Origin of the sequence: Shewanella polaris (assembly GCF_006385555.1) — a bacterium.
Taxonomy (GTDB): domain Bacteria; phylum Pseudomonadota; class Gammaproteobacteria; order Enterobacterales; family Shewanellaceae; genus Shewanella; species Shewanella polaris.
Genome location: NZ_CP041036.1, coordinates 1289027 through 1312922, shown reverse-complemented (window position 1 = coordinate 1312922; position 23896 = coordinate 1289027). Strand labels below are relative to the sequence as shown.

The window sequence follows — 23896 nt, the reverse complement described above, 5'->3', positions numbered from 1 at the left end:
TGTTGATCTTTGCAGGTTAAATTTTGTTCGAGATAAAAACGTTTTAATAGAGGCGAATAGATTGATGCCTAGTCATCTAAGCAAAATCCATTCAACAAAGAGTAAAACGTTTTTAGCAGAACCCTTCGGGCAGCGTTTGTTGGTCATTTTTACTGCGTTATCGACTTTTTATGTAGAATAACTACACCACAAAGTCTCTGCCTTGTACAAATGACCAACAATTCGCTGCAAAAACAACCTTGAAAGATCAACAGGCCCTAATAGAGAACATGATGACAGACGATCCTAAAAAAATATCACAGGCTGTTGCACTTAGTTTTGATGGTAAAAGTGCACCTAAAATTACCGCAACGGGTAAAGATTTAGTGGCCGAAGAAATCATATCAATCGCCAAAGAGGCCGGGATCCATATCCATCAAGACCCGCATTTAAGTGAATTTTTGCAACTGCTAGAATTAGGTGATGAAGTGCCTAAAGAACTGTATTTGTTGATTGCTGAACTCATTGCGTTTGTATACATGCTAGATGGTAAATTCCCGGAACAATGGAATAACCTCCACCAGAAAATTGTAGTTCAAGTGTAAACGATGACACAATGCTAGAGGCATCAGAACTCACACAAAGTAAAATGAGAAATATACGCTATAAGTCAATGAATTAAGATATCATTCAGTGCGTCCGTCATCATAGGGGCTAGTACACATCAATTCAAAATATAATAATGTAGTGATATAACTTAACCTCATAATGTGTTCCTTTTTAGGCATTTAAATAATGTTGCTATACCTTCATAATGTACGCTACCTCGTCACCTCACAATGTGGATTATAAAGATAAAATACAATCAACATTCGAAGTCGGCACACACTTAAATTAAGCAACTGAAGAGTTAAATCGACAAATGTTTATGAAAACCAGCCTTAAACTGATATCCGTACTGAGTCTTACCTCTATCTTGCCAGTCTATGCACAAGTGGTAAATTTTAATGATTACGGGCCGTTACAGGTCTATGCTCAATCACCAATGCAATCGATCAATCTTAGCCCACTGTTACGCTCAGGTTTTTCGTTGCCAGAAGGGCAAAAGGAATGGTATATCACAGCGAATGCGGCTAGTGTCTGGTCAGAGTCTGACGTGCTATTAGCTGATTATTATCAAAATGCAATTAGCAGTGGTCTAAAATGGCAAATCACCGAAGATTTACTGTTTGATGCCAATTACACTTGGCAATTTAGCGGTGATAACCATCTGGACTCATTAACAATGTGGTTTCATGATGCTTTTGGTTTTGATCAAAATGGCCGTAAACAACAAGCTAAACATCAAAACCAAATCCACTCAAAAAAATACGGTATCAATATTGATAGTTTTACAGAGGACTCCCTCAATAATTCTTTCAGTGCCTATTTAGGCTATCAATTATTGCATAATGAACATCACGGCTTATCAGTCGGTGGAACGTTATATTACAAGTATGTCGATTCCGGTCCATTTGCTGACGAAAGTTTCCAACAGAGCGTGCAAATTAACTACGGTTATCACAATGGTAACCACCATGTTAATTCAACTCTTGGAGTCAGCTTTTTAAACGATAAGGAACCTTTGTCACAAAGGGATTTTGAACCCTATTACTTAATGCTGGGGTTGGGTTATGAATACCGTACAGGCCGACATGGTTGGTTAGCTGAATATCATCGCTACGATGGCATGGTAGACTGGGATAAAAATTTCTCACAAGCATCTAACGAAGCCCTGTTGGGCTATCGCTATTACTTCAACACTAGTGCCATAGAGTTAACCATGATCGAGAATTTTTTGAATATGGATAACAGTGCAGATATTGCCTATACCTTAGGTTATCGCCATAAATTTTAATATGAACCCGGTATCGCCTATTAATTAATGTCATCAGTGATGGGTAATACATAAGTATCTGTATAAATGACGTATTAATAGATTGATAATCTACCTTATACTCGAAAGGGGTTGCAGCGTTAATACACTCAAGTTAGCGTTACGTCGCTTGGGTGTATTAGCATTGATAATACTAAATTTAAAAGTATTAGCGTACTAGACCGTTTAATTAAAAAATGAATTATACCGCTACGGTGTCGTCTGTAATATCACAACCTATCACTCTGTTCCTGCCTCGGTCCTTCGATAAATACAGCTGTTTATCCGCCGCCTTAACAAGGTCTTGGTAAGATGAATCACCACGAGGCGTAATCGTTGCTACTCCTGCGCTAATAGTCACAAAATCTGATACATCAGAATTTTCATGAGTGATTTTAAGTGACAAAATACTGTCGACGATTTGCTGTGCCACATAAGTGCCGCCAATAGCGTCAGTATTGGGTAAAATACAGATAAACTCTTCACCACCATAACGCGCCACTAAATCATAAGGTCGATTAACTGTATCTTGTATTTTCTGGGCCACTATACGTAAACATCGATCACCTTCGGCATGACCATAGTTATCATTGAAGTGCTTAAAAAAATCAATATCGAGCATAATAATGGTCAACGGATGCTTATCTCGCGCACATTGCAACCAACAAATAGGCAAAGTTTGTTCAAACTTACGTCGATTGGCTACCCCAGTTAATGCATCGAGTAGTGCAATAGTGCGTAATAAATCAGTCTGTGATTTTAACATGATCTGATTTTTAACTCGTGTTTTGGTGATCACCGGATTAATGGGTTTGTGAATAAAATCCACAGCCCCTAACTGAAAGCCCTTCACCTCTTTCTCTTCATCAAAATGACCTGACACAAAAATAATGGCAATATCTTCAGTATCAGGATCATTCTTTAAATGCGCGCACACATCAAATCCGTTCATCATCGGCATTTCAATGTCTAACAACACAATATCAGGATTGACTTTTTTACACATATCAATAGCCTGTTGGCCATCACGAGCCATAAAAATATCATAATCATCCTGCAATAGTTGATGTAATATTTTGATATTCACAACCTGATCATCAACTAATAGTATTTTCCCTTTAACTGGTGCTACGCCAGAAATATACTCATCTATGAACACGCATCACTCCTTTATTATCGATTTCAGGGTATCGATAGCATCCAAAAACTCAAGTTGATTCACTTGTTTCTTCAACTTTAACACTTGGTCATCAAGCTCTACATTACTTAATAAAAGCTCAAGATACTCTATGGCATCTAAATTTTGTTCCACTAACAACGCCATTAATTGATCCATTTTATTCAAATCTACGCTCTTTATCGGCAATAGTATTTTTTTCTCTAGAGAATTTACGGTTAATTCAACACTTTCGTCTGGAAATAACATCTCTAACATATGCAAACTATCATTAATTTGGCCTTGCATTTGGCTTAAATAAGCCGCGGGATCGACATCAACAGCATGCTTCATATTTTGCTCTAGTGTAGCGGCAAAAGCGGCAAGTCGCTTAGCACCAATATTACTCGCAGTGCCTTTAATCGTATGAGCAACTAGACTGATAGCATTGTCATCTTGTTGCTCAAAAGCCTGAGTAAGTAATGATAATTGCTCATGCATTTCAGTTGCAAAATGATGTATCACATCAATGATAAATGCGCGCTCGCCACCAAAACGACGTAAAATAGAATCTGAATTTTCTATAATGGTATCATCATCGTTATACGCATCAGCTAATGCTATCGGCACGTTATTAACTGCCGGAACAGAATAAGTATTATCTTCAAGGCCCAAGAGATTAAGCATACAAGGTAATAAACTCGTCATGTCTATTGGCTTAGCAATATGATCATCCATACCCGCCTCAAGACATAATGTTTTATCAGCAAGGGATGCGTTAGCCGTCATAGCCAAAATCGATAACTCATTAAATCTGCCATCAGCACGAATAAGGCGAGTTGCCTCAAGCCCATCCATAACCGGCATCTGCATATCCATGATCACAATATCAAATTGATTATTCGACTTAGTGACCCAATCGACCCCCTCAATACCATCTTTAGCCAAGGTCACTATCGCACCTTGTAAGCGTAGTAACTCATCAATTACTTGACGGTTAAGCTGATTATCTTCAACCACCAGCACCCTGACTCCTTTTAATGCTAAATGGGTTATTTTTTTAGCAGGTAACGGTTGTGCTACCCCATTAATGGCTTGAAAAACGGCTTCAAGCATTAAATTGGCTGTCACAGGTTTAGTGAGCATATTCACAAAAGGCGGTTGAAGGTATTGTTTGGTTTGTTCCATCACCTCGGCGCCATAAGCAGTTAACATAATAATCGCAGGTGCTTTGCCTACAGGAAACATCGTTTGGATATGATTAGCGGTTTCCAAACCATTCTTATCAGGCATACGCCAATCCATAACAATCACATCATAATGATTACTGGCTTGTAAACTTTGCTCAATAAGATCAATTGCCTGTTTACTATTATGTGCTTCACTAACAAGTGCGCCGTGGGTCGTTAAGGTTTTTGATAAAATTTTACGGCTCATCTCACTGTCATCAACAATCAGAATATTCTTATCTTGTAAATCAATATTACAATCGTTGTTGGTTACTTCGATAATCTTAAATATTAAATTAAACTCAAAACGGCTCCCCTCGCCAACCTGACTTGTTAAGGTTAATTCGCCCCCCATCAATTCAACCAGACGTTTGGTAATCGCTAAGCCCAATCCAGTACCGCCAAATCGTCTTGAGGTTGAAGATTCTGCTTGAACAAAACCTTGGAAAATTTTATCGCCCTGTTCTTGACTAATTCCGATGCCAGTATCTGTAATCGACATGGTTAAACTCACTTGGTTTGCAGTCAATTCATTACACACAACACTGACAATTACGTGACCTTCAGCGGTAAATTTAATCGCATTACCCGCAAGGTTTAACAATACTTGACGCAAACGAAGCTCATCACCTTCAATCAAGTAAGGAATAGCCGGATCTAAATCAAAAATAACTTCTACATTTTTACTGTGTCCATTAGTCGCCAACATCACCGCTAATTCGCGCATTAAGGTTTCGAGTTGAAGCGGATGCAAATCAAGTTCTAATTTACCCGCATCAATTTTAGAAAAGTCTAAAATATCATTTAACAGTCCTAGTAATGATTTCGCGGCACTCTCGGCTTTAGTCACATAATCAGCTTGTTGAAGGCTCATATCAGAATGTTGAATAAGTTGAAGCATACCTAGTACGGCATTCATTGGGGTACGAATTTCATGGCTCATATTGGCTAAAAATGCAGATTTAGCGGCACTAGCGGCATCAGCAGCTTGCTTAGCGAATCGCAATGTTTGTTCTAGTTCGTGTTGCTCAGTGATGTCACGGTTAACCCCAACAAAACGCACGGGTTTATCCGATTTGTCGTAATATATTTGGGCTCCTGCATGAATATAACGAATTTGATTTGAGCGGGTAATAATCCTAAATGTCGTCTCGTAAGTGGTTTTTAAAGAATCAACGGCTTGTTGTAAAGCCCGTTCAGCCATAGCGATGTCATCTGGGTGGATCCGTTGTTGCCAATGTTGATAACTTAACCCTGTTTCACCGAGCGTTAATGGATAATCGTACATGGCAAACATACGATCATTCCACTGCAAATTATCAGCGACTAAATCTAAATCATAAATGCCTAATTCTGCTACTTCAGCCGCTTTGATCAGTTGATTACTGGCCGACACTAACTCTTCTTGTTGTTTGAGCATTTGATCGATGTTTAAAGCTACACCCAGAAAACCAATAATGTCCCCATTGTGGTCACGCATAGCCGATAACGATAACGACACTTGACATTGTGAGCAATCTTTACGCACGTATGTCCAAGTACGCGTTTCGGGACCGACATTTTTCGGACCATATACAAAAACATCAGCGACACCAATATCTTCACCAAATTCTTCACTTAACTCTTTGCTGCGTTGACGAACTTCAGCGGGAAGGTGCCATATTGCAGGGCTTTTTATGCCCACAACCTCTTCAGCCTGGTAGCCAAGTAATAACTCTGCACCGCGGTTAAAAATATTAATAATACCGTCATCATCGGTCGAAATAATGGCGACTTCCGATGCTGCGGCAAGCACATTGGTAAGTAAAGCCGCGAGTTCATTATTTTCAAGTTGGGTATTTTTACGTTCAGTAATATCTATTCGGAGTGCAATACAACGTTCAAGATCACCGTTATCATTCATTACAGGAGCTATAACAGTATCAAACCATTTCACATTGCCTTGCTTATCAATGTTACAAATTTCACCTTGCCAAGTCTTACCAGAGGTAATCGTTTGCCACATGTTTGCCCAAAAAATATCATCATGTTCGTTAGACTTTAAAATAGAATGTTTTTGGCCGATCATTTGCTCGCGGGTAAAGCCTGATGCAATGCAGAAATAATCGTTAACAGCAAGGATAACCCCATCACTGTCGGTTTCTGAGTAAAGTAATTGCTGGTTAATATTATCCAGCAAGGTTTTATTTTCTAATAATGCTTGTTGTAAAGCATGAGTCCTTTCTGTCACTTTTCGTTCAAGTCGAGCATTATGGTTTAAAATTTGTTTTTCAGCTTTTTGCTGCAGCGTAATATCACGAATAGTCTGACTCACACCGGTGATCACGCCTAATTCATTATAAATAGCCATTGACGTCATCGAAGTAGAGAGTAACTCGCTATCTTTACGCTTGTGCTGGCACACATAATTTAATATCGGCTTCCCCTTCAGCACTTGAGCAAAGTGTAATATCTCTCGTTCACTATCACCTTCAGGAATAATAAAATCAGTACTTTTAGAGCCAAGCACTTCTTGTTCTTTATAGTCAAATAGGTTTTCAGCACCTTGATTCCATCCAGTAATAATGCCATCACAATCATAACTAATAATGGCATCAAGAGAATGTTCAAGAATATTAGCGCGTCTTGCTGTATCGGCTAACAGTATCCGTTTACGGCGCTGATTAAACGCATATAATCCAACTACCCCAGCAAGTAATAAGCTTAAAACCGAGCCATAAAGAAACACAACAGTAGGATTAGTTAAATGTAACTCACTAATAAAATTAGGATAAGCGCTTAACGACACTCGCCACTTGCGGCCAAAAATATCTCGTTCTAACGATGAATCATATCCAGAGAGTATATTTGTATCCTCAGCATGAGTTTGATAAAAAATAACGGTATTTTTATCATCAGTAATATCAATTAAGGTCAACTTTGCTGAATTTCTTGATAGGTCTATATTGGCAAACACTTCATTAGCGGCTAATGGCGCATAACTCCAACCAAATGCTTGTTTTTCTCTTTCTTCAAGGGTTACGGGTGTAAAACCTGTATGGTAAATCGGCATTAAAATGAGAAATGATTGTAACGGAAGACCTGTGGCTTGTATTAAGGTAATCGGCCCAGTTAAGCGAACTTCACCGCTCAAATATGAATTCTTTGCCGCAATCCTGCGGTTATCTTCCGAAGCAATATCTAACCCTACAGCCAAATAATTCGATTCAATGGGGTCAACATATTCAATATATTGAACGAGATAGCGTTCACCATCATGAGCATTTAGTTGCTTAATGGTAAAATTAGGCCAATCATTTAATTTCTGCTTTTCGACAAAACGGGCTTCATCAGCTACAGGTACTCGGCGAATATAGCCAAACCCTCGAGCCCCAGGAAACTCACTGCCAATATCTCGAGTTGAGCTATATTTTTTAAAAATTTCGCGGGTAATTTTATCTTCACCAATCGTAGAAACAGCACCTCTCGCACCGCGTAAACCATATTGATACAGTACGATACGATCAATAATATTATTGGTAACCTGCTCGGTTACAGATTCAAGTGATTGGTTAATAATGATGTTATTTTGATTCTTAACACTGACAGCAATAGCAAAACTGACCACTAAACCTAAGGTCAACACTCCTAAACCCCATTTTAGTGCATTTTTATAGCTAGATAGTTTGGTCATTTTAATCATTAATTAAGAGTCATTGCGATTAACTGTGGACGAGAACAACAAATTTTACAAGCTAGACATTGAAAAATATAGTTTTTTAAACCGTGCCAATGTCATATTATCAGGGTGGCAATTTAAAGAGATGCTGATAGATAAAAAGCGCTGGCAAGAAAAAGCTGACAAGTGGTCAAGATGATCTCAAAATAGTCTCCAGCACACTTTGTGTCGTTTTGAATCACTATAAATATTAAATTCAAACCATTTTTGAACAGTCATTCAAATAGTGTTATTATAGCTATTATTGCTTTATCGATAACAATTCGGTTTAATCAGCTAATCCATATATAAAGTACGATGAGGATGAGATGTCATGGCAAAAAAGAATTACCAAAGAGAAGACGTGTTAGATAACGTCATCAAGTTGTTTTGGCAGCAAGGCTATGCAGCATCAAGCATTCAACAAATCACTAAAGCCACTGGTTTAAAGCCTGGTAGCATTTACCATGAGTTTGAAAGTAAAGAAGGGCTTTTCCAAGCCGCGTTAGCACGCTACGCCGAATTTTCAATTAACGCGGTTCACCAGAAGATGGCCAATGCACCAAGTGTTAATGCGGCGATTAAACAAATTTTACAAGATTTGGTTGAGCAATCTAAAGCTTGCGATTACTGCGGTTGCTTTTTAATTAAAACGCAACTTGAATTGGCATCACAAGGCAATAAACTGTATCAGTTTGCCTCAGCCCAATTGGCCAACATTGAGCTAATTTATGTCGATTACTTACGTAAAAGCCACACCGAAGAACAAGCCAAAGCTTATGCGGCACAGTTAATGACCGTTATTTTTGGTATTCGTATATACGGCTACCAAGCTGACTCCGCAAACACAATCACTCAGACTATTAATGCACTACTACCTTGGTTAAGTGCTTAAATCACGCTTTACGAGAATAGTATTTTACTCATATTAGGGCTTGTAGATTTGGACGCGTAACATTGCTGATATTATTAATGACAGGTGAATGATATGAGCCAATTCGATGGCCTTTGTGACACCCATGATTAGCACCTAAACACCAACATTAAGTGTTGGTGTTTTTATATTTAGCGGTTTTTGGTTTAGCGGGATGAATGTATAACGATTAACAGTTTACCGTTATAAACTTATGTTGAATAAGCCAATCCGACCAATGATCGGATTGGCAATGAGTATTAGAACGGTGCGTCTATATCAACCACTGAGATCAACTTGTGATTGACGAACTCCTTGATGCCGATACCAACAAGTTCGCGGCCATACCCTGAACGTCTTATACCACCAAAGGGCAAGTCTGCTTTAGCCATTGTAGGGTGATTAACGAAAACCATACCTGTGGATATTCGCTTAGCGACTTCTGCTCCGTGCTTTGCATTGGCGGTAAAAACTGACCCACCCAAACCAAACGGTGAATCATTTGCAATATGCACAGCGTCATCTTCATCCTTTGCACGAAACAACATCGATACCGGACCAAAAAACTCCCAGTTGCGCGCTGGGTTATCTTGTGAAATATCAGTCAGAATGGTCGGTTGCACAAAATTGCCCGAATCAGGAACACTTGGCCCTACTTCAGTTGCCGTGGCACCATAAGAAACCGCTTGGCGTATCTTGTCTTTAATGTCATCTGCGGCAGCCCTAGAAGAAAGTGGCGCCAAGGTAGTGGATGGCTCAAATGGATCACCCGCTTTCAGTTTTGCAACACCGGCGATATAACCCTCAAGAAACCGATCATACACCTCATCAACAATGATCATGCGCTTTGAGGACACACATACTTGACCACCATTCCAGTGGCGGCCAAAGACCGCCCAGTTGATGGTTTTTTCCATCTCAGCATCGGCTAGAACAACAAATGCATCCGCACCGCCAAGTTCAAGCGTCGATTTCTTCAAAGCCTTACCTGCCTGAGCGGCAACAACTGCACCAGCCCTTTCCGACCCTGTTAATGCTACCCCATGAACTCGTGGATCATTAATGATGGTTTCGAGTTGCGACCGTGTTGCATAGAGATTTTTGAACACACCCTGAGGCAAACCAGCCTCCAACATTAATTTTTCAAATGCAGCAGCAGCCTGCGGAACATTAGACGCATGCTTAAGCAACAGGGTATTACCTGCAGATATTTGTGGTGCCGCAATTCGGACCACCTGATAAAACGGAAAATTCCATGGCTCAATCGCCAACAATACCCCTAGCGGCTCGGCGATAATCTCGGCCTCGTAATCGGTAACGGGCAGCTTTTGCGGTGCCAGCAGCGTTTGGGCATTAGTTGCATAGTAATCAAAAATATCTGCCGACAGAGCAACTTCGGCTTTAGCTTCGGATACAAGTTTCCCCATCTCGATAGTCAGCAGATTGGCGAAATAATCAACCTCACGGCGTAATATCTCTGCCGCGGCGTGCATCACGCGTGCGCGTTCTGTAAACCCTGTTTCTTTCCATGATAAAAATGCAACATGCGCATTTTCAATCGCTTGATTAACCTCGAAGTCGGTTGAATCCGGGAAAGTGACCAGAAGAGCACCCGTATAAGGATTACGTGTTTCATAAGTCATAATAGTTACCTTTGTTGGATAATGTACCAACGGGGGACTGATGTTTCAAAACCGTCCCCGGTCCAATGTTGCAAAAGCTTGTGCCAGTGCGGCGTTACTCGTCCTAGGGCCAAGTCAGTACATCATGATTGTTATGAGTTAGACTTTGATTTGTTGGCCCACGTGGATCACGCGCTTGCCGAAATTCTCACCGTTAAGCAGACCGATGAATGCATGAAGAGCATTTTCCAATCCCTCAATATTCTCTTCACGGTATTTGATCTTGCCACTTTCAACCCAGCCCCCCATCTCCTTGGCAAAGTCGGGGTAGAGATAGCCAAAATCATCAAAAATGATAAAGCCTTGCAGCTTGATCTTCTTGCGTAGGATCTGCCCCATCAGCCAATTCATCCGATCCGGCCCAGCTGGCAATCCGGTTGCGTTGTATTGCGACACAAGTCCACAGAGCGGGATCCGAGCTTTCGGATTCAATAGCGGGATGACCGCATCAAAAACCTTGCCACCGACACTCTCAAAATAGACATCTATGCCATCTGGGCTCGCCTTGGCAAGTTGATCAGCAAAGTCTCCGGCCTTGTGGTCAATACAGGCGTCAAAGCCCAGCTCGTCTACCGCATAAGCGCATTTTTCAGCGCCGCCTGCAATCCCGACAACACGACAGCCCATCAATTTTCCGATCTGGCCAACGGTAGCACCAACCGGACCTGTAGCTGCGGCCACTGCGATGGTTTCGCCGGCCTTTGGCTCACCAATCTGTTTCAGGCCAGCCCAAGCGGTAAAGCCCGGCATGCCCAAAATCCCAAGCGCCCAAGAAGGATGCAAAGGTGACTTACCGAGGTTGGTCAACCCTGCTCCATCTGACAGAGCATAATCTTGCCAACCATTAAAACTGAGCACGTAGTCGCCAGGGGTAAAACCATCGATATTCGAATCGACGACCTGCGCAACCGTACTCCCAACCATCACTTCACCGATCTCGACGGGGACAGCATAAGATGGCGCATCGCTCATCCGCCCGCGCATATAAGGGTCGAGCGAAAGAAACTCAGTCCGCAGTAGCATCTGATTGCCAGATGCTACTGGAATTGCTTCCTCAATTAAGTTCAACGTGTCTTTAGTGGGTTCACCTTTAGGTCGTTCGGCTAGAACCCATTGTCGATTTGTTTTGTTTGTCTGTGTCATGTTCAGTGTCCCCTATAGTGACGCTTCAAGAATACGACGAACATCAGTTGGGCTGATGTCATGGCGTTCACCGAGGGCAGTCATGCCATGGGCCTTCAAGTCGGTGATAATACGCTCAATCTCGGGCGCACCAATATCGTAGTCACTTAACCTTGTTTTAATACCTAATTTCTCGAAGAATGCCCGTGTCGCCATAATCGCAGCGTCAATTCTTACATCATCGGAGCCTTCGTTGATCCCCCAAACATTGCTGGCATATTGCAGCAGTTTGTCGTGTTTATGCTCGCGTTGATCGTTCATCAAAGATGGCAATACAACCGCAAGTGTACGTGCATGATCAGTATTATTAAGCGCGGTGATCTCATGTCCGATCATATGAGAAGCCCAATCTTGTGGCACACCCGCACCAATTAATCCGTTCAAGGCCAATGTTGCAATCCACATCAGATTAGCGCGAATATCATAATCTTCAGGTGTTTCAAGTGCTTTTGGACCAAGCTTGATCAGAGTTCGCAACATAGATTCGGCAAAACCATCCTGAACATATGCAGCACTAGGGTAAGTCAGATACTGTTCGACAATGTGGACAAAAGAATCTACCACCCCGTTGGCAACCTGACGAGCAGGCAGTGTATAAGTAATCTCGGGATCGAGTACGGAAAATAGCGGGTAACAATATGGGCTTCTGAAAGCAAGTTTCGCTACTTTATCTGGATCAGTTATTACTGCACCAGAGTTCATTTCAGATCCTGTAGCGGGCAACGTCAACACGGTACCAAATGGCATCGCCGCCTTAATATTCGAACCGCCGGAAGTAAGGATCTCCCACGGATCACCATCATACAAAGCTGCTGCTGCAATAAATTTGGTGGCATCGATGACAGACCCACCGCCAACGGCAAGTAAGAAAGTGATGTCATTATCGTTGATGACTTGGATGGCATTTAACGTAGTAGCATAATGCGGGTTCGGTTCTATGCCGCCAAACTCAACCAATGTACGGCCTGTAAGTGCAGCGCGAACTTGACCTAGAACGCCGGTTCTTTCCGCACTACCACCACCATAGATAATCAATACTTTTGCATCAACTGGAACATGCTCATTCAGATCCGCGATACGGCCTTTACCAAAGAGAATGTGTGTTGGGTTGTGAAAATCAAAGTTTTTCATGATCTAAATTTCCTTCTGTTTCAATGTGAAGGTGTACGTCTATGTGGGCGTACATCGATTTTTCTGCGCGTAGCATTTGAATGTGGGTAGATGTGATGAGTGGCTTTAGCTAGCTGCCGCGCGCTCTCTTCAATCATTTCCTAATGGCAGGCGGTGATAACGAGTTTAAGCAGATTGGCCATCTAGTCTGTCTACTGTCTGAGTAGTCAGTTATTGCCAAGCGTAAACCGCTATTGGAGAGGGGTGGTATGTTTGCTGCGACAGATTCTTGCCTAACAACGAACAATGGCTCATTCATGAGGTCATTGGCGGGTCGTTTGTAACTATCACAGCGTCCATTGGCGATAGCCTTAATGCCATACAACTTATTGTTCGTACTCGCTTGCTTCATACCTGCTCACATATAGTTTACTATATAGTCAACTATTAAAATGAATTGATGTTAGCTAAATAACGGCAATAAACTAGCCTGAATAAGACTTAAACTGCCATGGGTAAATTAATGGTTAACACGCAAAAGACACCATATATTACTAACCCATCAACATAATATGCATCCCCCAGAACACAAAATCAATGATAACCAACAAAGGTTAATACAACGCTAAGTGAATGACTCCAACAGTGAATACCAACGTAAAAAATCTGCCATTTAAAGAAGCAACAACATTCATAGTCGCATCATAGCAGAGCCTATTTTCAGTATCGCAACGACGATTAAGGTGAACATATAAGTCGGTGGCATAATCTCTGCCAGTTCAGAATTAAACCAGTCATTGTCGAGAGTAGAAAATAATCAGAAACCATCAATATGGTGGTGATATAGCTAGCTTGTTTAAAAATAATTAATCACAGTTCACGTTTTTACCTGCTAAGTCCCATCCCATGTAACACCTAGCATTTGTAACGTCCCCGGCCAAATATCATCTAATAAAGTAGGATCGTTGCAGACCTGAGCATGGGTCAAAACCCCTTCAAAAAAGCCAAGCACACAGCGGGCACTCATAGCAGGATCGGCGACATTAATTATCCCTTCCAACTGGGCATCTCGGATTGCTGATTCAATATATTTGAGCAAATCACTAAACGTACGCTGTAACTTTTTATCCAGTTCGGGCGCGAGACCACTGATCTCGGCACCCACATTGAAATTGGGACAACCGAGGATCCGGCCATGCTTCTCGAGCGCCTCATACTGTGTTTGTCGTATATCGTCAAAATAGGATCTCAGTCGCTCTAAAGGGGGTCGAGTAGCAGAAAAGAACGTATTCATTTTCGGTTTCTTTGCTTCCCATCCCTCGCGGATCGACTCAGCAGCAAGCTCGGACTTGGAGTTGAAAAAATAGTAGAAACTGCCCTTCTTCACACCCGCGCGTTCACAAATAACATCAATAGTGAGAGTGCCATAACTGCTCTCCCACATCAGGTCTGATATTGCCCGTAGCAGACGTTCTCTACCATCACTTTTTCGACCCATTTGCTGATACCTATCATCGGTTTTAATTTATTTTAGTTGACTGTTTATCTATGTCAATACTTCGAATTATTCTGGCCTCAACGTTATTTCCTTAAATCAATAGTGTTGATTACAAAATGAAATCAACATGGGAATTTGAGGTAAAAAATCCATCTCATACAATATTTATAAAATTTGTTTTTTTAAGCTATAACGATCCACTGCTCAGTAACCGCTTACACTTATTGTGACTTAACAAAAAGCCCCGCAATGCGAGGCCTCTAGAAATATAAAGCAGCTTATTGCTCTGTAGTCTCAGGGTAAAGACTATTCCACTGATTAAAGCGCACTTTACGGAAGTTGGTGTAATGGTCTTGACCGTTAGACCCGACAAGGACAAGTTATGGTGTTATGCCTTGGAATACCAGCTTCAAAAGTAGCGTGTTTATTAACCAATCAAGTTTAAGGTGGTAAAAATAATAAATATCCTCCCAACATTCAGCTCAAGACAAAACAGCGTTGAAGACAAGTAAAAGGATATCAATGAGTTAATGCTTTTTACACTGTTCAATACGGAGATCTGTAATCGAATTAAAATGTGTCAGAAAAGCAGTGCTCATAGTCATTTATCAAAGAAATTATTATCCCTTGATCTGATCACTCCTTTCACAATTCGTAGTGCGAAATACCAACCTACAAAAAATTCTGTTCAGCTAACAACTGTTCGAATTCCTTTTGGGGCAACGGCTTACTAAATAAGTAGCCTTGACCATAATCACAGTTAAGCTCATTAAGCAGATGATATTGCTCTTCTGTTTCTATGCCTTCAGCAACTACCGTTAAATTCAATGCATGTCCCATGGCGACAGCTGCACCAACAAGTTCTAAATCGGCTGGGTCAACGGTGATATCATTAACAAAGCTTTTATCCACTTTTAAGGTGTCAAAAGGGTAACTACGTAGATAACTGAGTGATGAGTATCCGGTACCAAAATCATCCATTGCGATATTGACACCGATATCGTGAATACTCCTTAAGTTCGTTTCAATGATGTCATCACCACTGAGTAATACCCCTTCGGTAATTTCTAGTTCAACTGAGGTTGGATGAATTTGGTATTGCTCTAATTTGATGTTCAGCACCTCAACAAAATTGTTTTCCCTAAATTGTTTGGGCGACACATTGATAGCAATTTTAAACTGAAGATTATATGTTTGTTGCCATTTTTGTGCCGCAGAAAATGCATTCTCTATAACATATTCACCGATAGAAACAATGAGACTGGTTTGCTCTGCAATAGGAATAAACTCATCAGGGGATACTTGACCGAGTATACTGTTTTTCCAACGTAGAAGTGCTTCCGCGCCAACAATCTTACGGGTTCGAATCTCGATTACAGGTTGAAAATAAACTTCTAGCTCTCCGAGTTTCAGAGCGTTACGTAATTGCTCTTCAATTTTCAACCGTCGATTCATATCGTGGTTCATTTGTTCTGTATAAAAATGATAAATATTTCTACCACGATCTTTTGAATGATACATTGCAGAATCCGCTTGCCTTAGCAGCTCTTTAGGATCTTCACTGTCAAACGGATATAAAGCGATCCCTATACTGATAGTAGACACGACCTCACGGGATTTAAGTATAAAGGGTGTATAGAATTGTTTAAGCAGTTTATTGGCAATAATTTCAGCTTCTTCAGGCTCATGTATATTAAGCATAATGATAAACTCATCCCCGCCCAGTCTGCCGACGACATCATTGTCCCTAATAGTGCTTTTTAGCCGTGTAGCCGCTTGAATCAACAAATCATCACCGACTGAATGACCCATCGTATCGTTAACTTTTTTAAAGTCGTCTAAATCTAAAAATAATACTGCGATTTTATTTTTTACTCTATGCGCATCTTTAAGCATTTGTGACAATCGATCAAGAGAGAGTAATCTGTTCGGTAAGCCCGTTAAGCTGTCGTAATGAGCTTGTTGGAGAATTTTTTCTTCTTGTTGTTTAAAAAGGGTCACATCTTGCTTGAGAGCCAAATAATGTTTTGTGATGCCAGCTTTGTCAAAAATAGGGGCTATGTGGGTTTGTTCCCAAAACAGTTCACCATTTTTCTTTCTATTTTGCAGATCGCCCTGCCATGTGCGGCCTTGAGTGATTGCCCCCCATAGCTCTCTATAAGTCGATTTAGCGGTTAAACCTGACTGTAACATGCTCGTTGGTCGGCCAATAACCTCATTAGAGGTATAACCGGTGATTTTTTCAAATGCACTATTTACATATTCAATGCTGCTATCGACACCAGTTAATATTATTGAAATTGGACTTTGTTCTATGGCTTGTGACAAGGTAGAGGCATGTTCTTCGGCTTTTTTCTGAGCACTTAAATCAATATCGATACAGTATATCTCGGCTTCGTTATCGCTGTTGTAAATTAAGGTATGAGATGAATAAACGGGTACATGAGTGCCATCTGCACGCTTAAGAGACTGTTCCTCTGCTTGCATAGGCACACCATCATTAATCCATGCATTTACGTTGTTAACGACTTTGTTTTTGTATGACAATGGAATAATAAGGTCTTCCATTCTTTTGCCTACAGCCTGTTCTTTTGAATACCCATAAAGGTTTTCACTGGCTTGATTCCAAAAAATCACGTTACGATTTTTGTCATAACCTTGAACAGAAACTGAAGGGATTTTTTCAAAAATCTGCCTAAATTTTGATTCACTGAAGAGTAATCTCTGTTCTACTTTAATACGCTCTGAAATGTCTTTAACAAAACAGAAAAACATCCCCCCATTATCATCATCCCAAAAACTAACATTTACCTCAACGTGCAATAGCTGTCCCTGTTTATGTTTGTACATAGAGGTATAGTGAATCGCTTTGGCTTGCTTGGCTTTAATAATATTTTCTGTTGATAATTGATATCGTTCATTAACTTCGATATGGTCAATATGCTTATTTAACAACTCATCGAGATGATAACCAGTAATCTTAGCAAAACTTTGATTCGACTCAATAATAAAACCATCAACAGAGACAATAACAAAACCATCTTGTGCTGTACTAATAATATTACGGTATGTTGTTTCACTACGTTGTAATTGTGCTTTGATGTGTTTCTCATCGATCAGATCACGACTGACACCAACAACGCCTTGCACTTCTCCTGATGAATTCAGAATTGGCGTTTTATGGGTTCTCAAAATATAGGCCGCGCCATCCGATGTATTGAGCCATTCTTCATCCATCCAGGGCTGGTTTTGCTCCATGACTAATTTATCTGCTTTGATAAACATTTCCGCTTGTTGGCGATCAAATAAGTCATAGTCATCGCGATGCTTAATATCTTCTGGATTGAGTTTTAGTGCATCCGAAAATGCTTTATTACACCCTAAATAGATCCCTTCCTTCGATTTATAAAAGATCAGATCAGGAATACCATCAATAATACTTTGTAAGAGATTTCTTTCCGTTTCGAGGAGATTTTTATGTTGTTGTAATTCTTGCGCAAGTTGTTGTCTTTTTTGATGATGCTTAAGCAGTAATCCGAGCAGTACGGAGCCACAGATGTAGACTGTGAGTAAGGTAGAACTAATATTAAGGATAATGTCATACTTATCTGCCACAGGCATGAGTAATAAACTCAATAAAACAACCAATTCAACAACAATACTCAAAGCCAATAAATGTTGCCAATTTAGTGATTGATTTGAACGCTGTATCCAATACCGCCAACCAAGGCCAATGGCTGAACTAACAAAAATAACCAAGACCCCTACGTATATACCAACCCCACCGAGAAAAATGCGAAAGCAAGCGGCAAATACTGCAGCTATCAGTGTAGGAATAAATCCAAAAAATAGACCGCTTAAACTGAGTAATACCCAACGAGTATCGAAGTGGATCCCCAAACGCAGTACCCAGGGGGCGTTCATCACACTGATAGCAATCATGCCGATAAAGATGCCACTTAACACCTTTTCATATTTCTTAGGTGCAATTTTTTGTATCGTAATGGCATCATAAATAACAACAAGTGCCAGTAACAATACGGCATTACTCATCAAACTGAAAAAACTATCCATTTCTTCTCCGTGCAAATAATATCGTCAAACATAACCTCAAAACGGATGACAACAACAACTTATTACCACAACAACATAAATTATATCAATTATATCAATTATTAAGGTAAAGCTTTCACTATATTTTACTCAATATAAAAGTATCCTTAAACAAACTCAGTAAAACGCCAGTCAATAAACTGCAATGAATATATTAATAGCGATAAAATATAAAAATTAGAGAATAACGGTAGACAGTCCCTGTAAAAAATAGCATTCCAACACAAGCAAAGGCATATGAGAATACATATTTATACGTTTGATTTTTAATACAATATCTTTAAAACTTAGCATTAATGGCAGATAATAATTAACAAAAAATGAACTTAAGGGCCGTCTTTTGCCATAAATGATATGGAGATCAAACTTCTCATAAATATTCTAAATATGGTTTCAAAGAAAAATGAATGCACTGGCATGCATAATATTCCACTACTCCTCATCAATCTCCTCTTTAAATCGATTAATACTGAGTGAATTTTAATCATAATAGTAACGACAAATCCCTCTTCAATTAACCATATACTCTTAATGCAGAACAGCCCCGTTTTACGGGGCTGTTTAACGTAGTTATTTACTATTGCTATTTTGTCTCAGGGTAAAGGCTATTCCACCATTCAGGCTGATCTTTTAACTTCAAGTCAAACCAGGCCATAGTGGTATTCCACCAATCAAAGCGCGCTTGACGGCTGTTGATGTGATGGTTTTGGCCATTAAACTCAACCAATTCTACCTCTTTGCCTAACAGCTTTAGTGCGGTGTACATGTAATGGCTTTCACCCACTGGCACATTCGTATCAGCATTACCGTGTATCAGCAATAACGGCGTAGTGATTTTATCTGCATGATATAACGGACTTTGCTCAACGTAGAGCTCAGGGTTATTCCACGGAAAACTGCCACGACTCGCCACACCAGAATAACCATAACCCCACCAGCCATGGCCCCAATAAGATGATAAATTACTGATCCCAGCATGAGACATTGACGCAGCAAAAATATCGGTTTTGGTGGCTAAATACATGGTCATAAAGCCGCCGTATGACGCGCCCATGTTGCCCACTCGTTTAGGGTCTACAAAACTATGCGCGTTTAAGAAGGCTTTAGTCCCTTCAATAATGTCATCTGCACTGTATTTACCCCATGCATTCACATGGCGGCCACTGAATGCTTGGCCATAACCTGTTGCTCCATTGGGTTGCAGCACATACACCACATAACCTTCGGCAGCCCATAAGTTAAACGGCCAGCGACCAGTAAAGTGACGCCCAACAGGAGAAGTACCGCCATAGTAATACACTAATGCCGGATACTTTTTATTGGCATCAAAGTCAGCCGGTAAATACACCCTACCATCGATATTTTGGCCAAGCTTATTGGTAAAATCGAAATCTTGAATCTCACCCAAACGGGTATTGGCATAACTGAGTTTTTGGCTGTCGAACAACAACTCTTTACGACTAGCATTCAATGCCATTTTATACGCTTTTTGTGGCACGGTGGCCGACGTACCCGCAAACACTATAGTTGGGGTAGATTGTTCAACGGCGACACTAAAGTTAGTCACCATATCAATGCCGGTGTCGATTTTACTAAAACGACTTTTACTTTTATCAAATAAATACAGCGGTGAGCGGTCGCCTTCGGTTACCGTTAATACCACATCATCATTTTCAAGCTTAGTCATGCTGCCGATAGCAGGGTCAAAGTCTTTGCTTAATGCACTCACATTGCCCTTGTCATCACGCCAATATAATTGACCATCATAATCATTCACTTCAATGGATTTGTCTTGGATACCGACACCGTCCATAAAGCGAGGACCTGCGGTGATGTACATACCATCATCAGCGTATAACGCACCGCTAAAGCTACGATATTCACCAATCATGGTTTCAGTTAAATCTTTTAGATTCAATTCAATTAACTGAGTTAATCCATGGGCAGGCTCAGCATAATCAACCGGCGAGCGAGTCAATAACAGCGTATTTTTATCGAGATTGCTGTCGACAAAATCGGTGCTAATCTTGTTATCAGTTAACTGACGAATAAAGCCTGAAGCCACATCTAGTTGGTAAAGTTGGGTATTGTCACGCCAATAACTCCAGCGATCTTCTAATGCCCTAAAACGCTTTGAGGTCGCTTTTTCATCAGCTTTAAAGGGGTTTTGCCAATTAAATAACAGGCTGTCACCATACCAATGCAACCCCGATACATTCTCAATATCGGTTGCGACGACTTCAATAACTAAGTCCGCCATATTGAGTAACTGAATTTGTTTATTGACCACAAACGCCAATTGTTGACTATCACTTGACCATACTGCGCTACTTGGGCGGTTATCTTGCCAACGATACACCACACTGTTATCCGACACCTTGTGTAACTCAGTCACTTGAATGGGGGTATCGCCTTGGCTTGGCTGGTATTCAATAGTCGATTGCAATAAGTATTTACCATTAGGTGATAAGGTTAAGTCGCTAATCACTTGGGCATCAAATAGCTGCTCTGCAGAGACTCGTTGCGTTTTTTGCTCAGAAAAATCGAGCTCGTCAATATCGCTTTTGCCCTGCCAATCAAGACTAAATGGCGTGTCTTGTTGCTGACCATCGGCCAATATTACAATGTTGTAGTCACCATTGAGCAAATCTAACGAGACTTCATTCGCTGACTTCACTAATTGGCCATTTAAATACACCTGCGGATTATCAAGCCCTTTTACCGTTAACGTACCTTGGGTAAAACGCTGGGTAGAAACTGGCAATTGATAGGCTAACCAGCCCTCACCTTGTGCTTTTGATGATGCCGTCTGCCAAGTCAGTTGTTGATTAAACACTTGAACAGTTTCAGGTTTTTTATCACTTGATTGATCAATCAAGTTGGCAACCAAATTGGCTCGCAGCGCATCTGCATGAGCACTTTTTGATAAAGGTACTACTGCCAGTTGATTAACAGGGCCTAAGCGCTGAATGTGGTTGAGATCAATTTCAGCCCCGTGAGCGATGCCAGAAATAACTATTGTTAAGCTGGTCAATACCAGAGAAAAAGCTTTCATTACATGTCCTTATTGCTGCTATTTTTATTTATTCTTCATGCGCCTTAGTGTGACAAAATTGACTGATAAATGCATATTTTTTGTGTATCAATAATTGTCGCCCTTTATATATGCGAATAATTGATTAACGAGGATAAGTGAATTAGAGAAAAGATAGAGTGAAAATGGAAATGAAATAGGAACCGCCAGCATTAGACTGCCGGTTCACCTGTTTTGTGACGGGTCAACTTACACTAGCAGAACACGATTAATGACCAAATTTGATTCTGACACCTGCGTTAGCAATAAAGCCATCGTTACGTGACCAAATATCTGTGGTCCATTGGCCGCTAGGCGCTCTGTTAGGCAGTAACATTGGATGTTCATCGGTTTGTTTTACATCGAGTAAGTTTTCTAAATTAATAAACCAACTGACTCTGCCCACTGTAATTTCGCCCATTAAACCGAGATGCCAATATGGATTGGTTTCTTCAATATAAGGGTTATCATTAACACGTTGAGTGCCAGTATAATAGGCTTCAAAACCAGCTCTAAAGTTACCATGTTGCTCCCACATGGCAACAAAACCACCAGAATGACGCGGCGTCAATGCAATATCCCTTCGGCCTTGTCCATCAGGAGATTCCTCACTGGCATCTAAATATAAGTAGCTTGCCGTGAGCTTTACATCGCCTAAATAATAACGCAATAACACTTCAGAGCCACGGATCTGACTTTCACCTGGTGCATTTATTAATCTAACAGCGTCTAAGGTGCCGTCGTTATTTACAGAGAAAGCCTCTAACGCTGTCACGTTATCCACATTAGAGCCAAACAAAGTCAAACTCGTTTCTGCATCTTCAAAGGTATAAGTAAAATCAAGCGATGCTGTTTTAGCATGCTCTTCTTGTAAGCTGTCAATTGGTGCTAGCCTTGATAACCCTGCAGCCTCAATCTCTTCAACAAACGGTGTGGAGGCAAAGTACCCCTGCCCATAAGATCCTCTTATAGTTAAGTCACTTGGATTATATAGCACTGATACTCTTGGGCTAAATTGAGTACCATATTCACTGTGTTCATCTATACGAGCACTGTAAGAGGTTGTAATTTGGTCAGTCAACTCATAATCAAGTTGTGCAAACGCTCCGGGTACGTCATATGAATAATCAAACTCAGGGTAAGTGTCAGAGGCAAAGATTTCAGACTGATACGCTAAACCAACAACCCAATCACTGTTATCGGTATAACCCGCAATGCTATTTTCAAGCAAATAACTCTGGTGTTGATCGTCTTCTACATCGGCACCATAAACATGTACATGATCTTGCACCATCGCCGATGCTCGAGCATTAAACGTCAGTGTCTCCAATAGCGACATACTAAACACAAGGCCACCGTCAAGCCTATCGGAATCTTGTGATTGTTCAAACGAAGTGCCATCTGCCACCGTGTTATCACCTAAAGTACCGCCAGTGCGTTGCTCAGTCATAAACCCGCTAGTCACATACAGTGTTTGTCCTTCTTGCCCTTCCCAAAATAATCGAGGACGCACCGTGTATCGCTCATAACCGGCCAGATCGATCCAGCCGTCACCATCAATATCTTGTTCGTCCTGATAGTGAGCTCCCGCCGTCATCGAACCTTTTATATTCTCACTCAGTGGCGACTCAAAGTACGTAGTCACATCCTGACCATCTCGCGTGGTTGAATTTAGTAACACTTCACCACTAAGCTCATCACCAGGAGTACGAGAAACAAGGTTAATCACCCCACCGAGTGCAGACCCACCATAAAGTGATGACGCTGAACCTTTAATAATTTCAACTCGACTCAAATCGGTCGGCGGAACTTGCAACAAACCAATCGACCCTGCTTGGTTACCGTAGAGCGGCAAACCATCGGCCAGTAATTGGGTATAGCGACCATACAGACCTTGCAGGCGAATATTGGCACTGCCTAACGCCGGCGAAGTTGTTTGTAATCTTACCCCACCCGTTTCAGCCACCAACATAGAAATATTACCCGGCCTCATCGCCGCTTTTTCTTCAATCTCTTCGCGATTTATCACCTCTACACGAATAGGTTGTTCATCGGCAATCCGCCCAGAACGTGTGGCTTGTATGACAATGGTTTCCATTTCTTCTTCGTGCTCATGCTCGTGTTCATCAACATCCGCTTTTGGGTCATCATGCTCAGAATGTTCATGATTTTCACTGTGACTTTCACTGTAATTTGCACTCTGCCCAGACGTATTTGTCGAGTCGCCCACCGCACTGGCTTCACTCCCCCCAACAACACTCAATGACAAAATTAATGACACCGCGGAATAACTCAACATATAACTTCCTTTTAACAACACATTATCGAAAAATGATATGCTTAAGCTTA

Annotated in this window: 12 protein-coding genes; 3 read left to right on the top strand and 9 right to left on the bottom strand. The window is 40.9% G+C overall.

Annotation, left to right across the window (positions count from 1 at the left end):
- Nucleotides 1-269 precede the first annotated feature (269 nt).
- Both FH971_RS05785 and FH971_RS05780 read left to right on the top strand, forming a co-directional pair.
- Nucleotides 270-584: an EscU/YscU/HrcU family type III secretion system export apparatus switch protein gene (locus FH971_RS05785; protein WP_206194447.1), complete on the top strand. Its 315-nt coding sequence runs from the start codon at nucleotides 270-272 to the stop codon at nucleotides 582-584.
- A gap of 323 nt (nucleotides 585-907) precedes the next feature.
- Nucleotides 908-1876 (top strand): DUF3187 family protein, encoded by a 969-nt coding sequence (locus FH971_RS05780; protein WP_140233685.1) that lies wholly within the window; start codon nucleotides 908-910, stop codon nucleotides 1874-1876.
- 220 nt (nucleotides 1877-2096) lie between these two features.
- On the opposite strand, the gene FH971_RS05775 is transcribed toward FH971_RS05780, so the two are convergent.
- Complete coding sequence (locus FH971_RS05775; protein WP_140233684.1) at nucleotides 2097-3053, bottom strand: GGDEF domain-containing response regulator; 957 nt, start codon at nucleotides 3051-3053, stop codon at nucleotides 2097-2099.
- A gap of 3 nt (nucleotides 3054-3056) precedes the next feature.
- Nucleotides 3057-7952, bottom strand: a complete 4896-nt coding sequence (locus FH971_RS05770) for a PAS domain S-box protein (protein WP_338055590.1) — start codon at nucleotides 7950-7952, stop codon at nucleotides 3057-3059.
- 358 nt (nucleotides 7953-8310) lie between these two features.
- Between FH971_RS05770 and FH971_RS05765 the strand changes: the two genes are divergently transcribed.
- Entirely contained in the window at nucleotides 8311-8871 is a 561-nt protein-coding gene (locus tag FH971_RS05765) for a TetR/AcrR family transcriptional regulator (RefSeq protein WP_137221991.1), read from the top strand.
- A 278-nt stretch (nucleotides 8872-9149) separates the two neighbouring features.
- Here FH971_RS05765 and FH971_RS05760 read toward each other — a convergent pair whose 3' ends face one another.
- The 7 genes from FH971_RS05760 to FH971_RS05725 all read right to left on the bottom strand — a co-directional run bounded on the left by FH971_RS05760 (nucleotide 9150) and on the right by FH971_RS05725 (nucleotide 23846).
- Nucleotides 9150-10532: an NAD-dependent succinate-semialdehyde dehydrogenase gene (locus tag FH971_RS05760; RefSeq protein ID WP_140233682.1), complete on the bottom strand. Its 1383-nt coding sequence runs from the start codon at nucleotides 10530-10532 to the stop codon at nucleotides 9150-9152.
- A 138-nt stretch (nucleotides 10533-10670) separates the two neighbouring features.
- The gene (locus tag FH971_RS05755; RefSeq protein ID WP_140233681.1) at nucleotides 10671-11714 is read right to left on the bottom strand and encodes an NADP-dependent oxidoreductase; all 1044 of its coding nucleotides are present in this window, start codon (nucleotides 11712-11714) and stop codon (nucleotides 10671-10673) included.
- A gap of 12 nt (nucleotides 11715-11726) precedes the next feature.
- Nucleotides 11727-12884 (bottom strand): iron-containing alcohol dehydrogenase, encoded by a 1158-nt coding sequence (locus FH971_RS05750; RefSeq protein WP_140233680.1) that lies wholly within the window; start codon nucleotides 12882-12884, stop codon nucleotides 11727-11729.
- Between the two features lie 871 nt (nucleotides 12885-13755).
- Entirely contained in the window at nucleotides 13756-14361 is a 606-nt protein-coding gene (locus FH971_RS05745; protein ID WP_140233679.1) for a TetR/AcrR family transcriptional regulator, read from the bottom strand.
- Nucleotides 14362-15033: 672 nt separating this feature from the next.
- Complete coding sequence (locus FH971_RS05735) at nucleotides 15034-18435, bottom strand: EAL domain-containing protein (RefSeq protein WP_140233678.1); 3402 nt, start codon at nucleotides 18433-18435, stop codon at nucleotides 15034-15036.
- Between the two features lie 622 nt (nucleotides 18436-19057).
- Nucleotides 19058-21529: an alpha/beta hydrolase family protein gene (locus FH971_RS05730; protein WP_140233677.1), complete on the bottom strand. Its 2472-nt coding sequence runs from the start codon at nucleotides 21527-21529 to the stop codon at nucleotides 19058-19060.
- A gap of 247 nt (nucleotides 21530-21776) precedes the next feature.
- The gene (locus FH971_RS05725; RefSeq protein ID WP_140233676.1) at nucleotides 21777-23846 is read right to left on the bottom strand and encodes a TonB-dependent receptor plug domain-containing protein; all 2070 of its coding nucleotides are present in this window, start codon (nucleotides 23844-23846) and stop codon (nucleotides 21777-21779) included.
- Between the last annotated feature and the right edge of the window lie 50 nt (nucleotides 23847-23896).

Bases quoted from the DNA above. Each gene is read 5' to 3' on its own strand.
- FH971_RS05755 (WP_140233681.1), bottom strand. From the start codon at position 11,714: ATGACACAGACAAACAAAACAAATCGACAATGGGTTCTAGCCGAACGA.
- FH971_RS05735 (WP_140233678.1), bottom strand. From the start codon at position 18,435: ATGGATAGTTTTTTCAGTTTGATGAGTAATGCCGTATTGTTACTGGCA.
- FH971_RS05750 (WP_140233680.1), bottom strand. From the start codon at position 12,884: ATGAAAAACTTTGATTTTCACAACCCAACACACATTCTCTTTGGTAAA.
- FH971_RS05780 (WP_140233685.1), top strand. From the start codon at position 908: ATGAAAACCAGCCTTAAACTGATATCCGTACTGAGTCTTACCTCTATC.
- FH971_RS05765 (WP_137221991.1), top strand. From the start codon at position 8,311: ATGGCAAAAAAGAATTACCAAAGAGAAGACGTGTTAGATAACGTCATC.
- FH971_RS05760 (WP_140233682.1), bottom strand. From the start codon at position 10,532: ATGACTTATGAAACACGTAATCCTTATACGGGTGCTCTTCTGGTCACT.
- FH971_RS05770 (WP_338055590.1), bottom strand. From the start codon at position 7,952: ATGACCAAACTATCTAGCTATAAAAATGCACTAAAATGGGGTTTAGGA.
- FH971_RS05745 (WP_140233679.1), bottom strand. From the start codon at position 14,361: ATGGGTCGAAAAAGTGATGGTAGAGAACGTCTGCTACGGGCAATATCA.
- FH971_RS05725 (WP_140233676.1), bottom strand. From the start codon at position 23,846: ATGTTGAGTTATTCCGCGGTGTCATTAATTTTGTCATTGAGTGTTGTT.
- FH971_RS05730 (WP_140233677.1), bottom strand. From the start codon at position 21,529: ATGAAAGCTTTTTCTCTGGTATTGACCAGCTTAACAATAGTTATTTCT.
- FH971_RS05785 (WP_206194447.1), top strand. From the start codon at position 270: ATGATGACAGACGATCCTAAAAAAATATCACAGGCTGTTGCACTTAGT.